The following is a 20,083-nucleotide window of genomic DNA, read 5'->3' as shown; positions in this document are numbered from 1 at the left end:
TCAACTCCAGTCTCGAAGGTAACGTCAGACGCGCGATCGATTTCCATGAAGGCGACGAAGTCGATGCGGATGCGTTCAAGACGCTCGTGCGCGCGGCCGTAGCCCTGAACGAGTCCTGATTCAGCGGATGGCGGCGGCTAGAAAGAAGGCGAAAGTCGCAAAGAAGCGCGCCGCGAAGCCGCGCCTGCTCTCCGGCGGCAATCCTCAGATCGCGAAGGCGTATGGCGATGCGCCGGTGCAGGCCTATATCGCAGCGATGCCGGGCTGGAAGAGCGACGTCGGGCGCCGCCTCGACGCGCTCATCGTGCGAACCGTCCCCGGCGTGCGCAAGGCAGTCAAATGGAACTCGCCCTTCTATGGCATCGAGGGCCGGGGCTGGTTCCTCAACTTTCATTGCTTCACGAAGTACATCAAAGTGGCTTTCTTCCGAGGCGCGTCACTGCGCCCTCTTCTCCCCGGCAACTCCAGACACAAGGAAGTGCGCTACCTCGACATCCACGAGGACGATCAGCTCGACGAGGAGCTCGTGGCGAGGCGGATTCGGCGGGCATCGGAGCTGCCCGGCTGGGTCCCGTAGCGCCGGCAAAGTCCCATAGAGCCGGCAGCATCCCGCAAAGCACTCCCTCAGTGTGCACCGACCGGCCGGCACAGAGTGCAGGCAGCCTCCCGTCGCGGCCGCTTCATCGTCTGGCAATCATGACTCCAGGGTAAGTTACCTAGTGCGGGAAACTTACCTATGTGCTATGACATTGCCTCCCAGGAACTTAGACGACGCCGCTCTCTTGACCTCTCAAGGGCTGAGCCCTAGCGTACGGGGTGATCCCGTCACTGGTCTCTTCGGTCCCCCCACGCTCCGGCCGCTCCCCACTGGAGCTGGCCGCCATCCGCCGCGTCCGCGACGACGTGGCGGCCTTTCCCGCGTCCCTGGTCGTCTCGCTCCTCCTCTGGCCCGAGACCATCGCCGACTGGGCCCGGGCACAGCAGGTGACTCCGCCCCTGGTACACAATGCGCTGGCCGGCCGGAAGCCGTTCGTCCGGGTTCGGCAGGCGCTGGCGGAACGGCTCGACGTGCCGACGACGGTGCTCAGCGCGCTGATCGAGACCCGGTGTCCCGTGCCCCGTACGGTTCGACCCCCCGTGCCCCCGGTGGCGTTGGAGAGCGGTGCGGCGGCGCGGGACCAGGGATGGACCTGGCATCCCGCCGCGGGCGAGCGTCCCCAGCGGCGCGATGGCAGCAATCCGCTGGAGCGGAAGGTGATCTACCGGGTGGCCCTGGATATCGCGACGCTCCCTGCCTCGCTCGTGGTCCAGCTCATCCTGCATCCCACCACGCTGGCCGCCTGGTGCCGGATGCAGGCATTCCCTCCGTCGGTGGTCTACGCCCTTCTGGCCGGCACTCAGCGCGCCGCTCGGGTGGAGGCGGCGCTGGCTCGCGGCCTGCGCGTGGAGCCGGCCGTGCTCCGGGCGCTCATCGACGCGCCGCTTGGCCTGCCGCTGCCGCCCGCGCCACCGGATCCAGAGCCGGTGCCCGAGCGGCCACTCAGGCGTTCCGTGCCCCGGCAGCCAAGCCCGCTTCAGCTCCGGCTCGATCTCGATCAGAAATGATCTCGCCGGGTTGAGGCCGTCGAGCGCCTCGGTGCTTGACTCCCACGACATACTCCCCGATGTTTCCGTCCCCCTCGAGCCACTGCAGCACACTCCGCCCATTCCCAAGCACACGGCCGGAGCCTTTCTGAGGTTGCCTCGTTGAGCTCTTCCACCACCCGCGGCCCGTCGACCGTTCTCCTGGTCGAGGACAATCCTGCCGACACGTTCCTTGCCCGACGGATTCTGGCCGAAACCGATGATCCCACGCCGGCGGTGGAGACAGAGGACCGTCTGGCGGGCGCCATTCAGCGGCTCGCCCGAGGTGGGGTGGACGTGGTCGTGCTCGATCTCGGCCTTCCCGACAGCAAGGGGCTCGAATCGTTCGAGCGGCTCAGCCGCGAGGCACCGAGCGTGCCGCTGGTGATCCTCAGCAGCTTGGAGGATCAGGCGATCGCGGCCGAAGCTGTGCGGCGCGGCGCGCAGGATTTCCTGGTGAAGGGACGGTTCAACGGCGGCGTGCTGAGCCGCACGCTGCGCTACGCGATCGAGCGGCACCGGCTGCAGTCGCAGATCTTCGCGCTGTCGTTGACGGACGAGCTGACCGGCCTCTCCAACCTTCGCGGCTTCGAGGGCCGGGTGCTCGACGATCTCCGGCGGGCCAAGCGCCAGCAGAGCGAGCTGGTGCTCGGATTCGCCCGGTTGGAAGGACTCCGGACGATCAACGAGCGGTACGGCCGGGTCGAAGGCGATCGGCTGGTGCGCGACACCGCGACCATCCTGCGCTCGACCTTCCGCGAGACCGACGTTTTGGCGCGACCCGGCGGTGACCGCTTCACCATTCTCTTGCGCGACGCAGGATGTCACTCCACCGAACAGGCGCGTCACCGATTGGTGGGCCACCTGGACGACTACAACTCCTGCCTGGATCGCCCATTTCAGGTCTCCATCCGGCTCAGATTTTCCCGACAGGTGCCAACCCGGGAGGAGACGCTGGAAAACCTCCTGCGGTGCGCCGACATGGCGCTGCGCTCAGACCAGGACCAGACTCGCCATGCACCAACGCCCTGACCCGAGGAGAGCTGCGGCGGTCGCCGTACCCGCCAGCGACGAGATGCGTTCCCGTCCGGCCTCGGCGGACCATGCCGACCGGCGAATGACGGTGCTCGTCGCCGAGGACGAAGCCGAGATCCGCTCGCCACTGCGCCGGCTGCTCGTGGCGCAGGGGTTTCGGGTGCTGGATGCGGCCGATGGACCAGGCGCGCTGCAAATCTCCGAACGCCACGAGGGGACGATTCACCTGCTGCTCACGGACATTCTCATGCCGGGCATGAACGGCGGAGAGCTGGCGCGCCGCCTCCTGCTGGTCCGACCGGCGCTCCGAGTCATCTTCATGTCCGGCTACAGCGATGAGGCAATCACCACCAACGGCATGCTCACGCCGGGCGCGAAATTTCTGCAGAAACCGTTCAGCATCGAGGAGCTGGCCTGCCGGCTCCGTGAGGCGCTGGACTGACTCACTCCCCACACCGGTCGGCGGGTTTCCGCACCCTGTCGCGTCACCGCGGGTAGGCGATCCCATCGCTTCACACCATGCTCGAGTGTCTGAACGGAATCGGTCGCCCAACCGAGTAGATTTCTTCGTGTGACGAGCGCACCCGTGTCCTCCTCCCCTGCCGTGGCCCAACTCGAGCGTGCCCTGCACGCGCGCTTCGGCCTGAGCGCCTTCCGTCCCGGCCAGCGGGAGGCGGCAGAGGCGGTGATCGAGGGTCGCGACGTGGTAGCGGTCATGCCGACGGGCGCGGGGAAGTCCCTCTGCTTCCAGCTGCCGGCCCTGCTGCTGGGTGGTCTCACCGTCGTCGTGTCGCCGCTCATCGCGCTGATGAAGGACCAGGTGGACGGATTGCGTGCCCGAGGCATTCCGGCGGCCGCGCTCCACTCCGGTCTCTCGCCAGAGGAGCGCAGCACGGTGGAGGGCGAGCTCGCGCGCGGCGCGCTCGCGCTGCTCTATATCGCCCCCGAGCGGCTGGCCAGCGGGTCGTTTCGCGACCTGCTCGGGCGGGCTCGTCCGGTGCGGCTGGTGATCGACGAGGCGCATTGCATCAGCCAGTGGGGTCACGATTTCCGGCCCGACTACCGGCGGCTGGCCGGCCTGCGCGCGGAGCTCGGCGTGGCGGTAGCGGCGTTCACCGCCACTGCCACGCCGGAGGTGCGGGCCGACATCGCGGCGCAGCTCGGGCTGCAATCGCCGCTCGAGCTGGTCACCGGCTTCGAACGCTCCAACCTCACTCTCGCGGTCGAAAGCTGCCGCGGACGGGAGGAGAAGGAGGCGGCGCTCCGCCGGTTGCTCGCGGAGGTCGGTCCACCCGGCATCGTCTACGCCGCCACCCGCAAGTCGGTCGAGCTGTGGGCCGATTTCCTGGCGGGCCAAGGGCTCCGCACCGGGCGGTACCACGCGGGCCTGGGTGACGAGGAACGCACCCGGGTGCAGGAGGATTTCCTGGCCGGGCGGGCCGAGGTCATCGCCGCCACCAACGCCTTCGGCATGGGGGTGGACAAGGCAGACATCCGCTTCGTGGCGCACGCCGAGCTGCCGGGCAGCGTGGAGGCCTACTATCAGGAGGTAGGCCGGGCCGGCAGGGACGGCCGTCCTTCGCGCTGCACGTTGCTGTTTTCCGGCGCCGACGTGCGAACCCAGGAGTTCTTTCTGGCGGGCGCCAACCCGAGCGCGTCGGTGTTGCGGACCGTATGGCGGCTGCTGGGCGAAGGCGTGCCGGAGGAGGGCATCGGCGAGCGGGTCGGGGGCAACGCGGTCACCTCGATGAGCGCCGCCACGGCCACCCGAACGCTGCGCCGCGCCGCGGAGAGCGCCGGCATCCCCTTGGGCACAGGACCGCTTCCATTTCCGCTGGAGCCGCTGGCGCTCAAGGCGCGGCGGGATCGCGAGCGACTCGATACCATCATCCGGTATGCGTTTTCCCGCGGCTGCCGAACCCGGTTCGTCTTCGACTACTTCGCCGGCGGAGCTAGCCGCGGCGCCGCGCCACGCTGCGGTACCTGCGACGTCTGTCTCGGCTGGCGTCAGGGTACGGCGCGTCCACTCGACGATGCCGAGCTGCTGCGCGTCCGGATCGCGCTCTCCGGGGTGGGGCGGCTCTCCGGACGATTCGGTGTCGAGCGGGTCGCGCAGGTGCTGGTGGGAAGCCGGGTCCGGCCAGTGCTCGACCGCGGACTCGACCGGATTCCGACGTACGGGAAGCTCGCGGGAATGCCGCTGGAGGAGGTGAAAGATCTGCTCGGCGTGCTGGCGGACGCCGGCCTGGTCGAGCGCCACGGCATCGACGGAGGCCGGCCGGGCGCCTTCGTGCTCGCGCTCACCGCGGACGGCTTCGCCGTGGCACGGGGCCAACGCCGGCCGGAGCTGGCACTGCCCTCGGCGGCCACACCTCGTGGCTCGGACCGGAAGCGGGTCAAGCCCGCCGAGCCGGCCGTGGCGGACGACGTCGACCCGGAGTTGCTCGCCCGGCTCAAAGGCTGGCGCACCGAGGAGGCACGACGTCGGGGAATGCCGCCGTACATCGTCTTCCCGGACCGTACTCTGGTGGCGTTGGCGGCCGCGCAGCCACGGACCCGTGAGGCATTGCTTCAGGTGCGGGGAATCGGGCCCGCCAAGCTGGAAGCGTACGGGGAGAGACTGCTCCAGTTGCTGGCCTGACTCGGGTTGAGAAGTCACTTCCCCATTGGCAGGGAAGTAGCGTCGGATCTTGAATTTACCCCGCGGGGCGAGCATCTTTCCGGGCTTCGCCGGACCCAACTTCCCGCGGGATGAGTCAAGATCGCATGATTCGTGTGAGTGGCGTACAAGCCGATTCGATCGCCGAAGAGATGGGGCTCGCGGTCGGCACCGAGCTGATCTCGGTGAACGGGCGCGAGCTGGAAGACTTCCTCGATTGGGAATTCCTCACGGCCGAGGAGCAGTTCCTGCTGCACGTGCGGCAGCCCGACGGATCGGAAGTGGAGTTCGACCTCGAGCGGCCGCTGGGAGAGCCGCTCGGCGTCTCCCTCGAGCCGGTGCGGATCAGGCGTTGTGCCAACCGCTGTGACTTCTGCTTCGTCGACGGACTGCCCGACGGGCTCCGAGACGTGCTGTACATCCGCGACGACGACTACCGCCTCTCCTTCCGCTACGGCAACTTCGCGACGCTCACCAACCTCAAGCCCAAGGACGTACAGCGCATCACGGAGTACCGACTGTCGCCGCTGTACGTGTCGGTGCACGCCACCGACCCGACGGTGCGACGCTACCTCCTCCGGAATCCCACCGCGCCGGAGATCATTCCGCAGCTGCGGAATTTCGCCGAGCACGGAATCGAGTTCCACACCCAGGTCGTGCTGTCGCCGGGGGTGAACGATGGCGCCGTCCTGGTCGAGACCCTGGGCGATCTGTACGCGTTCGGGCCCGCCATCCTGGGGTGCTCCGTGGTGCCGGTGGGCCTGACCGAGTTCAGCAAGCATCATCTGGTACGCGAGCCCACCAGGGAGGAGTGCCGTGCCGCCATCGAGCTCATCGAGCGGCAGGCGCTGATCGCCCGCCGGGAGCGCGGGATTCACTGGGTCTTCGGTGCGGACGAGCTCTACCTGAGGGCAGGCGTGGAGCTGCCGTCGGCGGAGATCTACGACGGCTTCGACCAGGTGGAGAACGGCGTCGGCGCCGTGCGCTGGCTGCAGCAGCGGATCGCGGAGGAGGCGGCTGAGCTCACCGGATGGACCGGCCGACGCGTGGGCGTGGTGACGGGAACCGCCATGGCCGCGCTCATGCCGATGGTGCTCGAGCCGCTCTCACGCATCAGCGGCGCGCGGTTCGAGTTGATCCCGGTGGTCAACAGCTTGTTCGGCCCCTCGGTCACGACCGCGGGCCTGCTTCCGGGCGCCGCGATGCGCGACGCGCTGCTCGGCCGGGCGCTCGACCTCGTGCTGCTTCCGGGCGAATCGGTAAACGATGACGGACTCTTCATCGACAGCGTGAGTCTGGAGCAGCTCCGCGCGGCCGTCCCGATGGAAGTTCGCCTCTCGAAGGACTTCGCCGACGCCCTGCAGGAGCGGGTGGCGGCATGAGCAAGCCCACCGTGGCGATCGTGGGTCGGCCCAACACCGGCAAGTCCACCCTCTTCAACCGAATTCTCGGCGGACGGCCGGCGATCGTCTCCGACCGGCCGGGCACCACCCGCGACCGCCACTTCGGCGATGCCGAATGGCAGGGACGCAGTTTCTGGCTGGTCGACACAGGCGGCCTGGTGCCGGAGTCGGACGACTCGATGGATCGCGCGATCCGCCGGCAGGTGGAGTTCGCGCTGGGCGAGGCCGACGTGGTGATCTTTCTGGTCGACGGACGTGACGGGGTGAACCCGGTCGACAAGGCCATCGCGGAGCGGCTCCGCAAGGCGCAACGGCCAGTGGTGCTCGCGGTCAACAAGCTGGATGACCTCGAGCGCGCCACGGCGCAGTACGATTTCTACCAGCTCGGATTCGGCGAGCCGCTCGGGGTGAGCGCTCAGGTGGGGAAGGGCAGCGGCGATCTGCTCGATGCTGTGGTGGACCGGCTGCCGGCCCACGATCCGGCCGAAGCCGAGCCCGCCATCGCGGTCGCGGTGGTGGGACGGCCGAACGCGGGCAAGTCCTCACTGCTCAACCGGCTGTTGGGCGAAGAGCGCCATCTGGTCGCTCCCGAGGCGGGGACCACGCGGGACGCGGTCGATTCCCCCTTGCGGTATAAGGAAGCGCTGCTCAAGTTCATAGACACCGCAGGGTTACGCCGCAAAGCTAAAGTAGAAGATGATCTGGAGTTCTATTCCACGCTCCGGACCGAGCGCGCGATCGAGCGAGCGCAGGTCTGCGTGCTGGTGGTCGACGCGGTGGTGGGACTCCACAACCAGGATCTCCGCATTGCCACCGAGGCATGGGAGGCGGGCTGCGGCCTCGTGGTGGTGGTCAACAAATGGGACCTGGTCGAGGAGAAGGACGCCAACACGGCGCGGCGGGGACAGGAGGAGCTGATCGAGAAGGCGCCGTTCCTCCGCTACGTGCCGTTCGTCTACGTGTCCGCCATCACCGGGCAACGCGTGCGGCGAGTGCTGGACCTTATTCTGGAGGTCGCGGCACAGCGGGAGCAGCGGGTCCCCACGGCGGAGGTCAACAAGGTGCTCACGCAGCTGCTGGAGCGGAACGCGCCGCCGCAGAAACCCGGGGAAGAGGTGAAGCTGCTCTACGCGTCCCAGATCGCCACCGCGCCACCGACGTTCGCGATCGTGAGCAACCGACCGGACGACGTGCCCGAGCCGTATCAGCGATACCTGGTGCACGGGTTCCGGGCCGCCTGGCCGTTCACCGGCTCGCCGGTCCGGCTCAAGTTCACCCGGCGGGGATCCCGCCGTTGACGCGAACCCTCGCGTGGCTCCTGGCGTCGTATCTGCTCGGGGCCGTGCCGACCAGCTACATCGCGGGCCGGCTGCTGCGCGGGATCGATCTTCGAGAGCACGGCAGCAAGAACCTGGGTGCCACCAACCTCTATCGCGTGCTCGGGTGGCGGGTGGCGGTGCCGGTGGGCCTCTTCGATATGGCCAAGGGGCTGGTGCCCGTGCTCCTGTTCGCCCCGCGGGTGTCGCCGTCGCAGACGTTCGCGCTGGTGTGTGGTCTCACGGCCATGGTGGGGCACGTGTTCTCGGTGTTCGTGGGATTCAAGGGCGGCAAGGGCGTGGCCACGGCGGCGGGAGTGATGCTGGGACTCACGCCGGCCGCGCTGCTGGTGGCGCTCGCGGTGTGGTTCGGGCTGGTGGCGCTCACCGGCTACGTGTCGCTGGGCAGCATCGTGGCGGCGGCGGTGTTTCCCCTCGCCGTTCGTCTGCTCGATCCGCCGGAGCAGCCTGAGATCTTCTGGCTCGACGTGGCGGCGGCGGTGGGAATCATCTGGCTCCACCGCGCCAACATCGGCCGCCTGGTTCGGGGCACCGAGCATCGGTTCGGACGCCGGGCAGCGCCAGAGCCGCGGCCGTGAGCTCGATCGCGGTGCTGGGCGGAGGCAGCTGGGGAACCACGCTGGCCGACCTGCTCGCACGAAAATCGGAGTCGGTCCGGCTCTGGGCCTACGAGCCGGAGGTGGTGGACGCGATCAACCGGACCCACGAGAACCGGTATTTTCTGCCCGGCTTCTCGCTGGCTCCATCGCTGGCGGCGTGCGCCGAGGCCACCGACGCGGTCACCGGCGCCAGCGTCATCGTCTCGGCCTCGCCGAGCCACGCGGTGCGAGCGGTGGTGCGCCGGATCGCCGGCGCAGTCACGCCGGGCACATTGGTGGTGAGCGCCACGAAGGGGATCGAGACGGAGACCCTGGCACTCATGTCGGCCGTCTTCGCCGAGTGTCTGCCCCAGGCGCGCTTCGCGGCGCTCTCCGGACCCAGCTTCGCGCTGGAGGTCTGCCAGGGCCAGCCCACCGCGGTCGTCGCTGCCGCGCTCGAGCTCGACACGGCCCGGGATGCGCAACGGATCTTCGCGACCCCCACGTTCCGGGTTTACTCCGGGCAGGATGTCGTGGGCGTCGAGCTGGCGGGCGCGCTCAAGAACGTCATCGCGATCGCCGCGGGCATCCTCGAGGGATTGGGGTTGGGCCACAATCCACGCGCCGCGGTCATCACCCGGGGACTGGCCGAGATCACCCGACTCGGGATCGCCATGGGGGCGGACCCACTCACCTTCGCCGGCCTGGCCGGGATGGGAGACCTGGTGCTGACTACCACGGGAAGCCTGAGCCGGAACCGCGCGCTCGGAATGGCGCTCGCCGGCGGGCAGACGCTGGAGCAGTATCGCGCGGCGCATCGCAGCGTGGCCGAGGGCGCCAACACCTCGCGCGCGGGCGTGGCACTCGGACGCCGGCTGGGCGTGGAGCTCCCCATCGTCGAGAAGGTGTCGGAGGTGCTCTTCAGTGGGAAGCCGCCCCGCGAGGCGGTGACCGAGCTGATGGCGCGGGAGCTCAAGTCGGAGCAATGGCGATGACCACTACCCGACCGGTCCAGGAGTTCTACTCCATCGGCGAGGTCTGCGCCCTGACCGACCTCAAGCCGCACGTGCTGCGCTACTGGGAGAGCCAGTTCCGCTTTCTCAACCCGGCCAAGAACCGCTCGGGCAACCGGGTCTACAAGAGCCGCGAGGTGGAGTTGATCATGCTGGTGAAGCACCTGCTGTACACCGAGAAGTTCACCATCGACGGTGCCCGCCAGCGGATCGACCAATACCGACGGACGGGCGAGCTCCGGGTCTCGGCCCGCAAGGCGTTCGAGGTGGAGCTGGCCACCGAGGCCCGGACCACCATCGAGCAGGTCATCGCCATCCTGGACGGGAAGAGCGCTTCGGCCGGCGGCGGATGAACATTCTCGTCAGCAACGACGACGGGATCCTGGCACCAGGGCTCGCCCTCCTCGCCGAGGTCTGCCGGGACGTAGGGAACGTCACCGTCGTCGCCCCCGACCGGGAGCAGAGCGGGACCTCCCACTCGCTGACGCTGCACCGCCCGCTCCGGCCCGCCCGGCGACCCGACGGGGCGTGGCAGATCGACGGGACTCCGACCGATTGCGTGATGCTCGCGGTGCAGGCGCTGATGCCGGAGAAACCCGACTTCGTCTTCTCCGGGGTGAATCACGGTCCCAACATGGGTGAGGATGTGCTCTACTCCGGCACCGTGGCGGCCGCCATGGAGGCGGTGACGCTCGGTGTGCCAGGGATCGGCATCAGCTTCTCGGGCAATCAGCCGGAGACCATGGACACCTATCGAGACCTGCTGACCCAGCTCATCCGCCGGATCACCCGAGTGCCGGACTTTCCGGACCAGACGCTGCTCAACATTAACCTCCCCAAGGTGCCCGCTTCAGAGGTCCGGGGCATCCGGGTGACCAAGCTGGGCAGCCGCTTCTTCTCCGAGTCGCTCACCCGGATGAAGGATCCGTGGGGACGGGAGATCTACTGGATCGGGGGCGGCACCATCACCTGGACCGGCACCGAGAACTCGGACCACCTCGCCGTGGCGGAGGGATTCATCTCGGTGACGCCGCTGCACATGGATCTCACCAATTATTCCATTCTCGAGACGGTCAAGGGATGGTCGCTGGAGGGGTAGGGGAAGGGGACAGCTACGGCGGCTACCGGGGCCGGCTGGTCGAGAGCCTGCAGCGGAAGGGGGTGCGTGACCTCGCCGTGCTGCGGGCGGTGCGCATGGTCCCCCGGCATCTGTTCGTACCCGAGAGCGTGCGGCATCGCGCCTACGACGACGTGGCGCTGCCGATCGGGAGCGGACAGACCATCTCCCAGCCGTACGTGCAGGCCCGCTACCTTGAGCTGCTGGCCCTGACTGGGCGAGAACGGGTGCTCGAGGTCGGCACCGGCTCGGGCTACCAGACGGCGCTGCTCGCGCTACTGGCGGAGAGCGTGTTCAGCGTGGAGCGCATCCGGGGTCTGGCCCAGAGCGCTCGCGCGGCCCTGGAGGCCGCCGGCATCCGAAACGGCATCGTGCTGGTGGGTGACGGCACGCTCGGGTGGCGACCGTTCGCGCCGTACGATGCGATCCTGGTGGCGGCCGCGTCGCCCGAGATCCCAGGGCCGCTGGTCGAGCAGCTCGCGCCGGGAGGGAAGATGGTGATTCCCCTGGGCGACCGCGCGGCCCAGACCCTCACCGTGGTGCAGCGCGTGGGCGACGAGATACGCACCAGCACGGTGGCGGACGTGCGGTTCGTCCCCTTGCTCGGACAATTCGGCTTCTCCAACGAGTGACTCATGCTGACTCAGTTCTTCCACTGGCTCGCGGACACCGTGCTGGCGCTCGGCTATCCCGGCATCGTTGTGCTGATGGCGATCGAATCCTCGGTGCTGCCGCTGCCGAGCGAGCTGGTCATGCCACCGGCGGGGTATCTCGCCGCCAAGGGCCAGATGAATGGGTCGATCGCCATTCTCGCGGGCACCGTGGGCAGTCTCCTGGGTGCGCTGGTCAACTACGGGCTGGCGGTGTTCGTCGGAGAGCCGGTGCTTCGCCGCTACGGCAAGTTCGTCCTGGTTTCGGAGCGCTCGCTCGATCGGACGGAGGCGTTCTTCCGGCGGCACGGGGAGATCAGCACCTTCGTCGGACGGCTGCTGCCGGTGATTCGCCACCTGATCTCGATTCCGGCGGGAATGTCCCGGATGGCGCTGTCCCGCTTCGCGCTGTTCACCTCGCTGGGTGCCGGACTCTGGTGCTTCATCCTCACCTATCTCGGCTGGCTGATCGGCCGGCATGGCGAGCAGGTGGAGGCGGCGATCGGTCCGTATGTGCATCGCACGCTGGTGCACTACGTGCTGCCGGGCGTCCTGCTGCTGGTCGCCGTGTACGTCTGGTGGTGGCGCCGGCGGAGGAGCGTGGAAACATGACCGTGCGCTACCTGATCTCCGGCTCGGTGCAGGGGGTCGGGTTCCGCTGGTTCGTGGCCCGACATGCACGGAGCCTCGACGTCGGCGGGTACGCCCACAACCTGCCCGATGGCCGCGTCGAGGTCGTGGCGCGCGCCGCCGACCCGGGTCCGCTGGAGAAGCTGGAGGCGTTCTTGCGCGCGGGTCCAGCGAATGCCACAGTGGAGCGGGTAGATCGGGAAGACCTGGCCGACGAGAGCGGCGTCCCTACGAGGAGCTTCGATATCCGATGACGACACTGACCCCGCTGGCGCGGCATGTGCTCGATACGCTGCGGCCGATCCCCAACTTTCCCAAGCCCGGAATCGTCTTTCAGGACATCACACCGGTGCTGAGCGATGGGAAGCTGTTTCGCACTGTGGTGGGCGAGATGGCCGATCCGTTCCGGGACGAGGACGTCACCCACGTGCTGGGCATCGAGGCACGCGGGTTCATCCTGGGCGGGGCGGTCGCCACCAACCTGGGCGCCGGCTTCGTGCCGGCGCGGAAGCCCGGCAAGCTGCCGTGGGAGCGGGTGAGCGAGTCCTACGAGCTGGAGTACGGGACCGATGCGCTCGAGTGCCATCGGGACGCGTTGCCAGAGGGAAGCCGCGTGTTGGTGGTGGACGATGTGCTGGCCACCGGAGGCACGGCGCGGGCGGCCGGACAACTGGTCCTCGGGCTGGGCGCGGAGCTGGTCGGGTGGAGCTTTTTGCTGGAGATCGGCGGGCTGGGGGGGCGGGGGAAGCTGGAGGGTGCGCTGTGCCACGTGCTGGTCCGGAGGTGAGGGGTGCAGCACGGGTAGCGTGAGCGGGGTTGCCCGGAGCCGTGCAGGCATGCCATCTTGCTCAGCTGCTGCGGCTCCTCGCGACCTCCGGACTCCACGCTCACGCCAGCGCCAGCGATCGACCCGGAGCCGGCGGTACCAGGCTCGAGTAGTACCTGAGGCTGCCACAGTAAGATGTTTTGTTGACGTGACTTGCGACCTGCCCCCGTAGCTCAGATGGATAGAGCAGCAGTTTCCTAAACTGTTGGCCGCGTGTTCGAGTCACGCCGGGGGCACTGGTCCCGCGCGGGCGGGACGAGCACCATAACCTTTGCAGGACAGACATGGCAACAACCGTGGAAGCAACCACCCGGGAGCAGACACGCACGCCCACCGGTCCGGTACCGTGGTACCGGGATCGGAATCGGCAACTGCTGGCACTTAGTATTGGCGTCGCCGTGATCGTCCTCGCTGTCTGGCTGGTGGTGACGAGCGGGCGGCGGAAAGAGGAATTCGCGGCGAGGAGCCTCAACCAGGCACGCGCCACGGCGGAGGCCGGGAATCTGCCGCTGGCCTCGAGCGAGCTGCAGCGGCTGATCCAGACCTATAAGGGCACCGACGCCGCGCGGGAGGCGGTGATCACGCTGAACCAGGTCCGGTTGGTGAACGGCCAAAGCGAGCTCGCGGCGGTGGGGCTCCGGGATTTCCTTGCCAGCAAGCCACCCGCCAAGTACGCGTCGCCAGCCTACGGACTCCTTGGCGCCTCACTGGAGAACGCCAAGAAGTGGTCCGACGCGGGCGACGCGTTCAAGCGGGCCGCGGAGACGGCGGATCTCGACTATCTCAAGGCCCAGCACCTGGTGGATGCGGGCAGAGCCTACCGGGAAGCTGGTAAGGTGCAGGAGGCGATCGCGACCTATCGAACCGTGGTCGAGAAGTATTCCAAGACCTCGAGCTGGACGGAGGCGCAAGTGCGGCTGGCGGAGTTGACGGACGGGAAGATGTAGGGACGATCTCCGGTCGGGAGCGGACGTGCGAGGGGGGCTGCCTGGGGAGCGGCCCCTTTTTTTTGATATGGGGGGCGGTGGGGCGCTAAGGGCGGTAAGGACGGTAAAGACGGGAACGACGAAAAGGACGCCCTTAGCGCCCCTCCCATCACCATCCAAACGACGTATAAGATATGTTATGTTAACTTGCCCTGGGGATAACTGTGGAGAACTGATTGGTTTATCCCCTGCCTACGTCACAACTTGTTGTCGCTGATTGTCTTACGGAAATGGGGAAAGCTCACGCCGCACGCCTTGGTCAGGTGCCCTCCCAGACTCCACGGAACAGCAGCCGGCCTTGGCCGCCCAGCCACACGTCGGTTGCCTGCTTGCCTGCAGGCCGCGCCTGGACGATCAGCTCGGGCCCGCCCCGGGCCCTGAAGTGGACCGGCAGCGTGGCCTCGCCACGTACCGCCAGCGCGACCCCTGCCGCGACGGTTCCCGTGCCGCACGCCAGGGTCTCACCCTCCACCCCCCGCTCGTACGTGCGGATCAGCCAAGGCATGCCGGTCGCCGGGGGCGGACTCACGAAATTGACGTTGGCGCCGGCCGGGCCGAGCCGGCGATCGCGGCGGAGAAGCCGCCCGCGGCTGGGCAGATCGACAGCCTCCACGTCATCGACCCGAACCACCAGGTGGGGCACGCCGACGGTGGCGGAGCTGATCCAGCACTCGCCCGGCCCCGGATCGATTCCAGCCGCTGGCGCCGGCAGCTCGAACTCCGGCAAGCCGATCTCCGCCTCATCCCCAGCCACCGCGCAGCGGGCCCGGACCTCGCCCGCATCGGTCAGCAGCGTCAGCTCGCCGGCCGGCGCGAACTCGAGGTAGACCGCCAGCCGGGCGCTGCACAGCGCGGCGTTCCCGCACATGGCTGCCCGGGAGCCATCCGAGTTCCAGAAATCCATCCGGACGGCGCCGGCCCCATCGGGCGTCAGGATGACCAGGCCGTCCGCCCCGACCCCGCTCCGCCGGTCGCAGACCCGGGCGATGCGGCTGGCGGGCCACTGGTCGGGGCTGGTGGCCCGGCCGTCGAGCAGGACGAAGTCGTTGCCCGAGCCCGTCATCTTGTACACAATCGTGCCCCTCACAGCTGCCCCGCCATCGCCTTGAGCCGCAGCCACCAGACCATCCAGATCGCCTCCCGGACGATGCGCTTGTCCATCTTGCTCTGCCCTTCCACCCGATCGGTGAACACGATGGGAATCTCAACCAGCCGAAAGCCCTGCTTCCAGGTCCGGAAGCTCATCTCGATCTGGAAGGAATATCCATTCGACTTCACCTTCTCGAAATCAATGGCCTCGAGCACCCGCCGGCGAAAGCACTTGAATCCGCCGGTCGAGTCGGTGAGCGGCAGTCCGGTGACCCGTCGGGCGTATTCGTTGGCGCCGAGCGAGAGCAGGAGCCGGGAGATCGGCCAGTTGATCACGTTCACCCCCGCCCGGTACCGGGAGCCGATCACCAGATCGGCCGTCTCGATCGCCTGCAGGAACTCGGGCAGAAACTTGGGGTCGTGACTGAAGTCCGCGTCCATCTCGAAGATGAAGTCATAACCGCATTCCAGAGCCCAGCGAAACCCCGCGAGATACGCCTTGCCGAGTCCGGCCTTGTTCGGCCGGTGAAGCACGTGGATCCGGCGGTTGGCGGCCGCCATCTCGTCGGCCAGCTGCCCCGTGCCGTCCGGCGAGTTGTCGTCCACCACCAGAACCTCGATGCGCGCGTCCTGCTGCAGGATGAGCGGCACAATCAACGGCAGGTTGATCCGCTCGTTGTAGGTGGGCACCACCACCAGGGCCCGCTCAGGCACGGGCGGCCCTTCGGCGCGACCAGACGGGGTGCAGCATCAGTCCAAGCACAATAAGCATGGCGAGTGCGCTCACCAGCTGCCCTCGCGCGTAGGCCGCGGAGGCGAAGTAGAGGCGCACGTCGCGCGCGCCGGGAGGCAGCACCACACTCAGCAGCGTGTTGTCACCCCGCAGTACCGCCGCCGGCTTGGCGTCGACTTCCGCGTGCCAGTCGGGGTACCAGTTCTCCGACACGAGCAGGTAGGCCGGCCGGCTCTCCCGTCCGTCGAGAGTGATCCGCATCCGCCCCGGCGACCACTCGGCGAGCGAAGGCGTGACCTGGGCCGGGGCAGGCATCTGGCCGCCCCGGATGGCGTCGGGCGTCACCGCGGCCGTATCCGGATACAGCACGACGGCGTTCCGTGGAAAGCGGGGGTCGATCACCGTTGGTGCCACCTGATCGTCCGGCAGCTTGGCCGCTCCGGGAACGACGCGGACGTATGCCGGAATCGTGTCCCGCTCCAGCAGCACACCGGGCGAACCGGGCGTGGTCGGCACCGGACCCAGCACCCGATGGAAACCGGGCACGGCCTGGGCCTCGGGCACAAGGATGAAGCGCACGGCGAGCAGATCGAGCAGGCTCGGGCTTCCCGCGTACCGCCACTGCCCCTTGCCGCCGAGCAGCTCGTCGTAGAATCGCACTTCGTTGCCGTGGTAGCCCAGCATCATCTGAATATCGTACCCCATCAGGAACGACTCCGGGTACACGCCGACGTCGAGTACCCGGAACGGCTTGGGCACCGCGCGGAGGCGGGTGGTCAATGCATCGTTCCGGTAGGTCTCCGCGGCAGGCGGGCGGAACTGATAAAACAGCCGGTCGATGCTCCAGAGATCTCCGGTGACGACCACCGCGAGCGCCGCCGCGGCGAGCGGTCCCGCGAGACGGCCTTCCCGGATGGCCCAGAGCGCCGCGCCGCCGACCGCGACCACCAGCATCAGCCGGAGCGCGCCGCCCTGGAGCGCACCGGCGTTGGCTGCCACGCGGTTGGCCTGCTCCGCCGAAGCGAGGGCCGTCGCGAACGACTGGAGGATCCCCCCTGCCCCGAGCACCGCTACGCCGCCGATCACGGCCAGCGGAATGGCAAGCCCGCGGAGCGTCAGGTCACGTCGGAGGAGACGATCGACCCCGAGCCCAGCGTAGACGGCGGTCGGCAGCGCGACCAGAAAGAAGGCCATGCCCGGCGCGCGGACCTTCTTCATCATCGGCATGACCTCGTACCACAAGCGATAGAACGGGGTGTGGCCACCCCAGGCGATGAGCAGGAACAGCAGGGCGATGACGCCGAACCCGCGGACCAGCCGGGTCCTGCTCCGGTCACCAATACCCAGCACCGCCAGCACCACCACCAGCGCGCCGAGATACTCGGTGTGCAGCTTGAAGAAGTTGCGTCCCCAATAGTTCTCCAGCACACCATTGAACTGGGGAAGGATCGTGGTGACGATCTCCTCGGGCGGCATGGAGAACGCGGTGGCGTACTCCCATCCCGTGCTGGGCCCGCCGGCACCGCGCGGGGAGTACGGGATATACGCCAGGAACGGGAGCACCTGAATGGCCGACACGGCGAGTCCCAGCGCCACGGCGGCGAGCGCCAGGCCCAGCTCTCTGGGCCAGAAGAGGCCGGCGTGGCGATCGGGATCGAAGAAGACCAGATACACGGTCCAGAGCGCCAGTCCCACCAGCATGTAGTACGTCATCTGAAAGTGGGGCGCCAGCATGCAGAGACCCACCGTGAGCGCGAGCAGCCCATACCCACCGAGGCGCCGGTCGCGTATGGCCCGGAGCAGCGCCAGGAATGCCAGCGGGGTGAGCGCGGACACGAACAGCTTCCCATCGTGCCCCGGTTTGACCAGCGACGCCACGATGCCGCTGAGCTCGTACGCGAGCCCGCCCACCAGGGCCCCGGTCCAGCTTAGCCTCAAGGCACGCAACAGCGCGTACATGGCCCCGCCGGCCAGTACCAGATGGGCGAAGAACTCCAGGTTCATCGCCGTATCTACCGGCAGCATCCAGCGCAGCCAGGCGGACGGATAGAAGATGTCTCCGTGCAGCGCGGCGATGTACGGCAACCCACCAAAGAGATACGGATTCCACTGCGGGATGTGTCCGGTGGCACGGAAGAACTCCGCGCCGAACAGGCGGAAGCCGTACCCCGCCACGTATTGATCGTCGCCGAGGAGGAAGCCGCCGGAGAGCATCGGCCAGCAAAGTGTGGCCGCGGCCAGGAGAAAGACAAGCAGCGCGAGCAGCGCGGGCCGCCGGGGCTCAAAGGAGACAACGCCGCCGCGCTCGCCGCCGCGCTCGCCGCCGCGCTCGATGTCGCGCTCAGGGTGCGACACGCACTCTCCTCCAGGGAAAGGCGAGGAACGGGACCGCGGCCCCGAGCTCGGTGATGGTGAGCAGCAGCCGCGACGCGAGTGCCAGCGCGGTGGCCGCGGCGATGCCGATCGGCTGCTGCAACATCAGGATGAACAGTCCTTCACGGACCCCGATGCCGCCCGGCGCGAACAGTGCCAGGAAGCCGGCAAGATACGATGCCGCGAACACCGCGACGGCGGGAAGCCACTCCAGCCGCACGCCGGGGAGCAGCCCGCGCGCCAGCAGCCAGAGCGAGGTGCCGTAGCCCAGCCAGGCGACCAGGTTGGCGCCGATGCCGAAGACGATACCGCCCGCCGCCGGTGCCCGTTCCCCCGCGCTGCCCGGCGCGGCCAGCCGCAGCAGCCGCTGGAGGAGCGGTGGCCAGAGCAGCAGGCCGATTCCCACCACTGCCCCTGCCACGATGAGCCCGAGCGCCGCGCGGGCGCCGGGACGAGCCGCCTCGAGCGCGCTCGCGCCGGTCACGCCCGCGATACCGGCGCCGGTGCCGATCGCCAGCACCTGCAGAATCACCGCTGATCCGGTGGCCGCCCACGGCGCCACGCCGGCCCGCTGCGACATGAGCGCCATGCCGGCGATCGCCCAGACCTTGCCGGGGAGATACTTCCCCAGACTGGACACGGTCCAGATGCGGGCCGCCTCCCAGCCGCCCAGCCGTTGGCCCCACGCGGCCAGCATGATGCGCCAGGCCGCGATCAGGATCGCGTACATCAGCCACACGAGGATGGCGCTCAGCAGCAGCCACCCGGGTCGTACGCTCCAGTCCAGATCCTGGGAGCGGAGCTGGTCCCAGTTCCGCACCAGGGAGCGCGCGGCGAAGAGCACGATCGCGATTCCCACCAGCCACTGGGCCAGGCGGATCCACCGCCTATCCACCCAGGGCCTCGCGGTACCAGCCTTCGCAGATCTCCCCGACATGGTCCGGGGCCAGCCGGGCCCGCCACGACTCGCCCACGATCCGGGCCAGCTCCAGGCGCTGGGGATCGTGCAGCAGGTCGAGCGTCGCATCGCTCATCGCTTCGGCGGACGGCAGCGTCAGGCGGCCCGCGCCCGATTCGGGGATGACGTCGAGCACCCCGCCCCCATCCCAACAGCCCACGACCGGAACGCCGACCATGAGCGCCTCCGCGGCGGCGAGCCCGAAGCCTTCGCCCTGCGCGGGGAAGATCATCACATCCGCGCGCTCCAGGTAGCGCACGACCTCGGCCGAGGAGACCGCGCCGGCGAAGCGCACGAACGGGCTGATCCCGAGGCGTTCGACCTGTCGCTCCAAGGCGCCCCGCTCCGGGCCATCACCCACGATGGTGAGCTGCAGATCGTGGCCGCAGGAGGCGAGCACCGCGACCGTGTCGATGGCGAGGCTGACCCGCTTCTGCGGCGAGAGCCGGGCCACCACCACTGCACCGCCACCGCCGGTGGTCCAGGGAAACGAGCTGGTGTCGACCGGCATCGGCTGTATGTGGCCGGGCTCGACGTAGCGGCCGACACCCGTCTGGACCCAGCCGGCGAGCTCGCGCGAGACGGCAGTGACCAGCCTGGCACGCTGAAAGACCGGCCGCGCGAGCGACCGCGCGAGCCGCGAGCGGCGGAGCAGCGCCGCGTCGGTGCCGTGCACTGTGAGGACCATCGGGATGCCAGAAGGGACTGCCAGGCCCGCCGGGACCCACCAGTGTGCGTGCACCAGGTCCGCCCCGGCATCGATCTCCTCGCGGGCTGCGCGCTTGAGCGCCCGCCAGAGGCCGGCCAGTGCGCGCCACCCTCCTGGCCCGCGAAGCGCCGACTGCATGTTTCCCCGGTAGGCGATCGTCTCGGCGGCGGCCGAGGCGTAGCGCACCCGGCGCACCGGCACGCCATCGACTACCCCCTCGCCGGCTTCGCCCAGGTCACTGGGCGCCACGACCCGCAGGTCGACGCCGCGGCGGACCAGCGCGGCCGCCAGGGTGCCGAGGAACGCTCCGGAGAGATCCCCCGGCCAGCGAGGAAAGTTGTGCGTCAGAAACACGACCCGCACC

At 68.7% G+C, this 20,083-nt stretch carries 21 protein-coding genes and 1 tRNA gene; 17 read left to right on the top strand and 5 right to left on the bottom strand.

What is annotated here, in order from left to right; all coding sequences use genetic code 11:
* The first annotated feature begins 127 nt into the window (after positions 1 to 127).
* The 17 genes from VHR41_06685 (at position 128) to VHR41_06605 (ending at position 13,818) form a co-directional block, all read left to right on the top strand.
* Complete coding sequence (locus tag VHR41_06685) at positions 128 to 577, top strand: DUF1801 domain-containing protein (GenBank protein ID HEX3233864.1); 450 nt, start codon at positions 128 to 130, stop codon at positions 575 to 577.
* Between the two features lie 239 nt (positions 578 to 816).
* On the top strand, positions 817 to 1,605 hold the full coding sequence (locus VHR41_06680) for a hypothetical protein (protein ID HEX3233863.1): 789 nt from the start codon (positions 817 to 819) through the stop codon (positions 1,603 to 1,605).
* A 141-nt stretch (positions 1,606 to 1,746) separates the two neighbouring features.
* Positions 1,747 to 2,655: a diguanylate cyclase gene (locus tag VHR41_06675; protein ID HEX3233862.1), complete on the top strand. Its 909-nt coding sequence runs from the start codon at positions 1,747 to 1,749 to the stop codon at positions 2,653 to 2,655.
* A gap of 85 nt (positions 2,656 to 2,740) precedes the next feature.
* On the top strand, positions 2,741 to 3,100 hold the full coding sequence (locus VHR41_06670) for a response regulator (protein HEX3233861.1): 360 nt from the start codon (positions 2,741 to 2,743) through the stop codon (positions 3,098 to 3,100).
* A gap of 144 nt (positions 3,101 to 3,244) precedes the next feature.
* Complete coding sequence (locus tag VHR41_06665) at positions 3,245 to 5,299, top strand: ATP-dependent DNA helicase RecQ (protein ID HEX3233860.1); 2,055 nt, start codon at positions 3,245 to 3,247, stop codon at positions 5,297 to 5,299.
* A 134-nt stretch (positions 5,300 to 5,433) separates the two neighbouring features.
* Positions 5,434 to 6,699, top strand: coding sequence for a DUF512 domain-containing protein (locus VHR41_06660; GenBank protein ID HEX3233859.1), 1,266 nt, complete (start codon positions 5,434 to 5,436; stop codon positions 6,697 to 6,699).
* A complete protein-coding gene (gene der / locus VHR41_06655) occupies positions 6,696 to 8,018 on the top strand; it encodes a ribosome biogenesis GTPase Der (protein HEX3233858.1) in 1,323 nt (440 codons plus the stop codon). The genes VHR41_06660 and der overlap by 4 nt, the downstream gene beginning before the upstream one ends.
* Complete coding sequence (gene plsY / locus VHR41_06650; GenBank protein ID HEX3233857.1) at positions 8,015 to 8,635, top strand: glycerol-3-phosphate 1-O-acyltransferase PlsY; 621 nt, start codon at positions 8,015 to 8,017, stop codon at positions 8,633 to 8,635. The genes der and plsY overlap by 4 nt, the downstream gene beginning before the upstream one ends.
* On the top strand, positions 8,632 to 9,630 hold the full coding sequence (locus VHR41_06645) for an NAD(P)H-dependent glycerol-3-phosphate dehydrogenase (protein HEX3233856.1): 999 nt from the start codon (positions 8,632 to 8,634) through the stop codon (positions 9,628 to 9,630). The genes plsY and VHR41_06645 overlap by 4 nt, the downstream gene beginning before the upstream one ends.
* Positions 9,627 to 10,001 (top strand): MerR family transcriptional regulator, encoded by a 375-nt coding sequence (locus VHR41_06640; protein HEX3233855.1) that lies wholly within the window; start codon positions 9,627 to 9,629, stop codon positions 9,999 to 10,001. Before VHR41_06645 ends, VHR41_06640 begins: the two co-directional genes overlap by 4 nt.
* Entirely contained in the window at positions 9,998 to 10,747 is a 750-nt protein-coding gene (surE, locus tag VHR41_06635; GenBank protein ID HEX3233854.1) for a 5'/3'-nucleotidase SurE, read from the top strand. Before VHR41_06640 ends, surE begins: the two co-directional genes overlap by 4 nt.
* A complete protein-coding gene (locus VHR41_06630; protein ID HEX3233853.1) occupies positions 10,729 to 11,397 on the top strand; it encodes a protein-L-isoaspartate(D-aspartate) O-methyltransferase in 669 nt (222 codons plus the stop codon). Before surE ends, VHR41_06630 begins: the two co-directional genes overlap by 19 nt.
* Positions 11,398 to 11,400: 3 nt before the next feature.
* On the top strand, positions 11,401 to 12,027 hold the full coding sequence (locus tag VHR41_06625) for a DedA family protein (protein HEX3233852.1): 627 nt from the start codon (positions 11,401 to 11,403) through the stop codon (positions 12,025 to 12,027).
* Positions 12,024 to 12,299, top strand: coding sequence for an acylphosphatase (locus tag VHR41_06620; GenBank protein HEX3233851.1), 276 nt, complete (start codon positions 12,024 to 12,026; stop codon positions 12,297 to 12,299). Before VHR41_06625 ends, VHR41_06620 begins: the two co-directional genes overlap by 4 nt.
* Entirely contained in the window at positions 12,296 to 12,832 is a 537-nt protein-coding gene (locus VHR41_06615; protein ID HEX3233850.1) for an adenine phosphoribosyltransferase, read from the top strand. Before VHR41_06620 ends, VHR41_06615 begins: the two co-directional genes overlap by 4 nt.
* Positions 12,833 to 13,033: 201 nt before the next feature.
* A tRNA-Arg gene (locus VHR41_06610) sits at positions 13,034 to 13,107 on the top strand.
* Between the two features lie 162 nt (positions 13,108 to 13,269).
* Positions 13,270 to 13,818, top strand: a complete 549-nt coding sequence (locus VHR41_06605; GenBank protein HEX3233849.1) for a tetratricopeptide repeat protein — start codon at positions 13,270 to 13,272, stop codon at positions 13,816 to 13,818.
* 298 nt (positions 13,819 to 14,116) lie between these two features.
* On the opposite strand, the gene dapF is transcribed toward VHR41_06605, so the two are convergent.
* Genes dapF through VHR41_06580 form a run of 5 tightly spaced genes read right to left on the bottom strand, consistent with a single transcriptional unit; the run spans position 14,117 to position 20,082 of the window.
* Positions 14,117 to 14,944, bottom strand: a complete 828-nt coding sequence (gene dapF, locus VHR41_06600; protein HEX3233848.1) for a diaminopimelate epimerase — start codon at positions 14,942 to 14,944, stop codon at positions 14,117 to 14,119.
* On the bottom strand, positions 14,941 to 15,660 hold the full coding sequence (locus tag VHR41_06595; GenBank protein HEX3233847.1) for a polyprenol monophosphomannose synthase: 720 nt from the start codon (positions 15,658 to 15,660) through the stop codon (positions 14,941 to 14,943). Before VHR41_06595 ends, dapF begins: the two co-directional genes overlap by 4 nt.
* Positions 15,653 to 18,034, bottom strand: coding sequence for a hypothetical protein (locus VHR41_06590; protein ID HEX3233846.1), 2,382 nt, complete (start codon positions 18,032 to 18,034; stop codon positions 15,653 to 15,655). Before VHR41_06590 ends, VHR41_06595 begins: the two co-directional genes overlap by 8 nt.
* A complete protein-coding gene (locus VHR41_06585; protein ID HEX3233845.1) occupies positions 18,021 to 18,947 on the bottom strand; it encodes a lysylphosphatidylglycerol synthase domain-containing protein in 927 nt (308 codons plus the stop codon). The genes VHR41_06590 and VHR41_06585 overlap by 14 nt, the downstream gene beginning before the upstream one ends.
* Positions 18,940 to 20,082, bottom strand: a complete 1,143-nt coding sequence (locus VHR41_06580) for a glycosyltransferase (protein HEX3233844.1) — start codon at positions 20,080 to 20,082, stop codon at positions 18,940 to 18,942. The genes VHR41_06585 and VHR41_06580 overlap by 8 nt, the downstream gene beginning before the upstream one ends.
* Position 20,083 lies beyond the last annotated feature (1 nt).

The organism is Gemmatimonadales bacterium, from assembly GCA_036265815.1.
Taxonomy (GTDB): Bacteria; Gemmatimonadota; Gemmatimonadetes; order Gemmatimonadales; family GWC2-71-9; genus CAVVWJ01.
The sequence above is the reverse complement of the archived record's forward strand: the minus strand, read 5'-3'. Positions and strand labels throughout refer to the sequence as shown.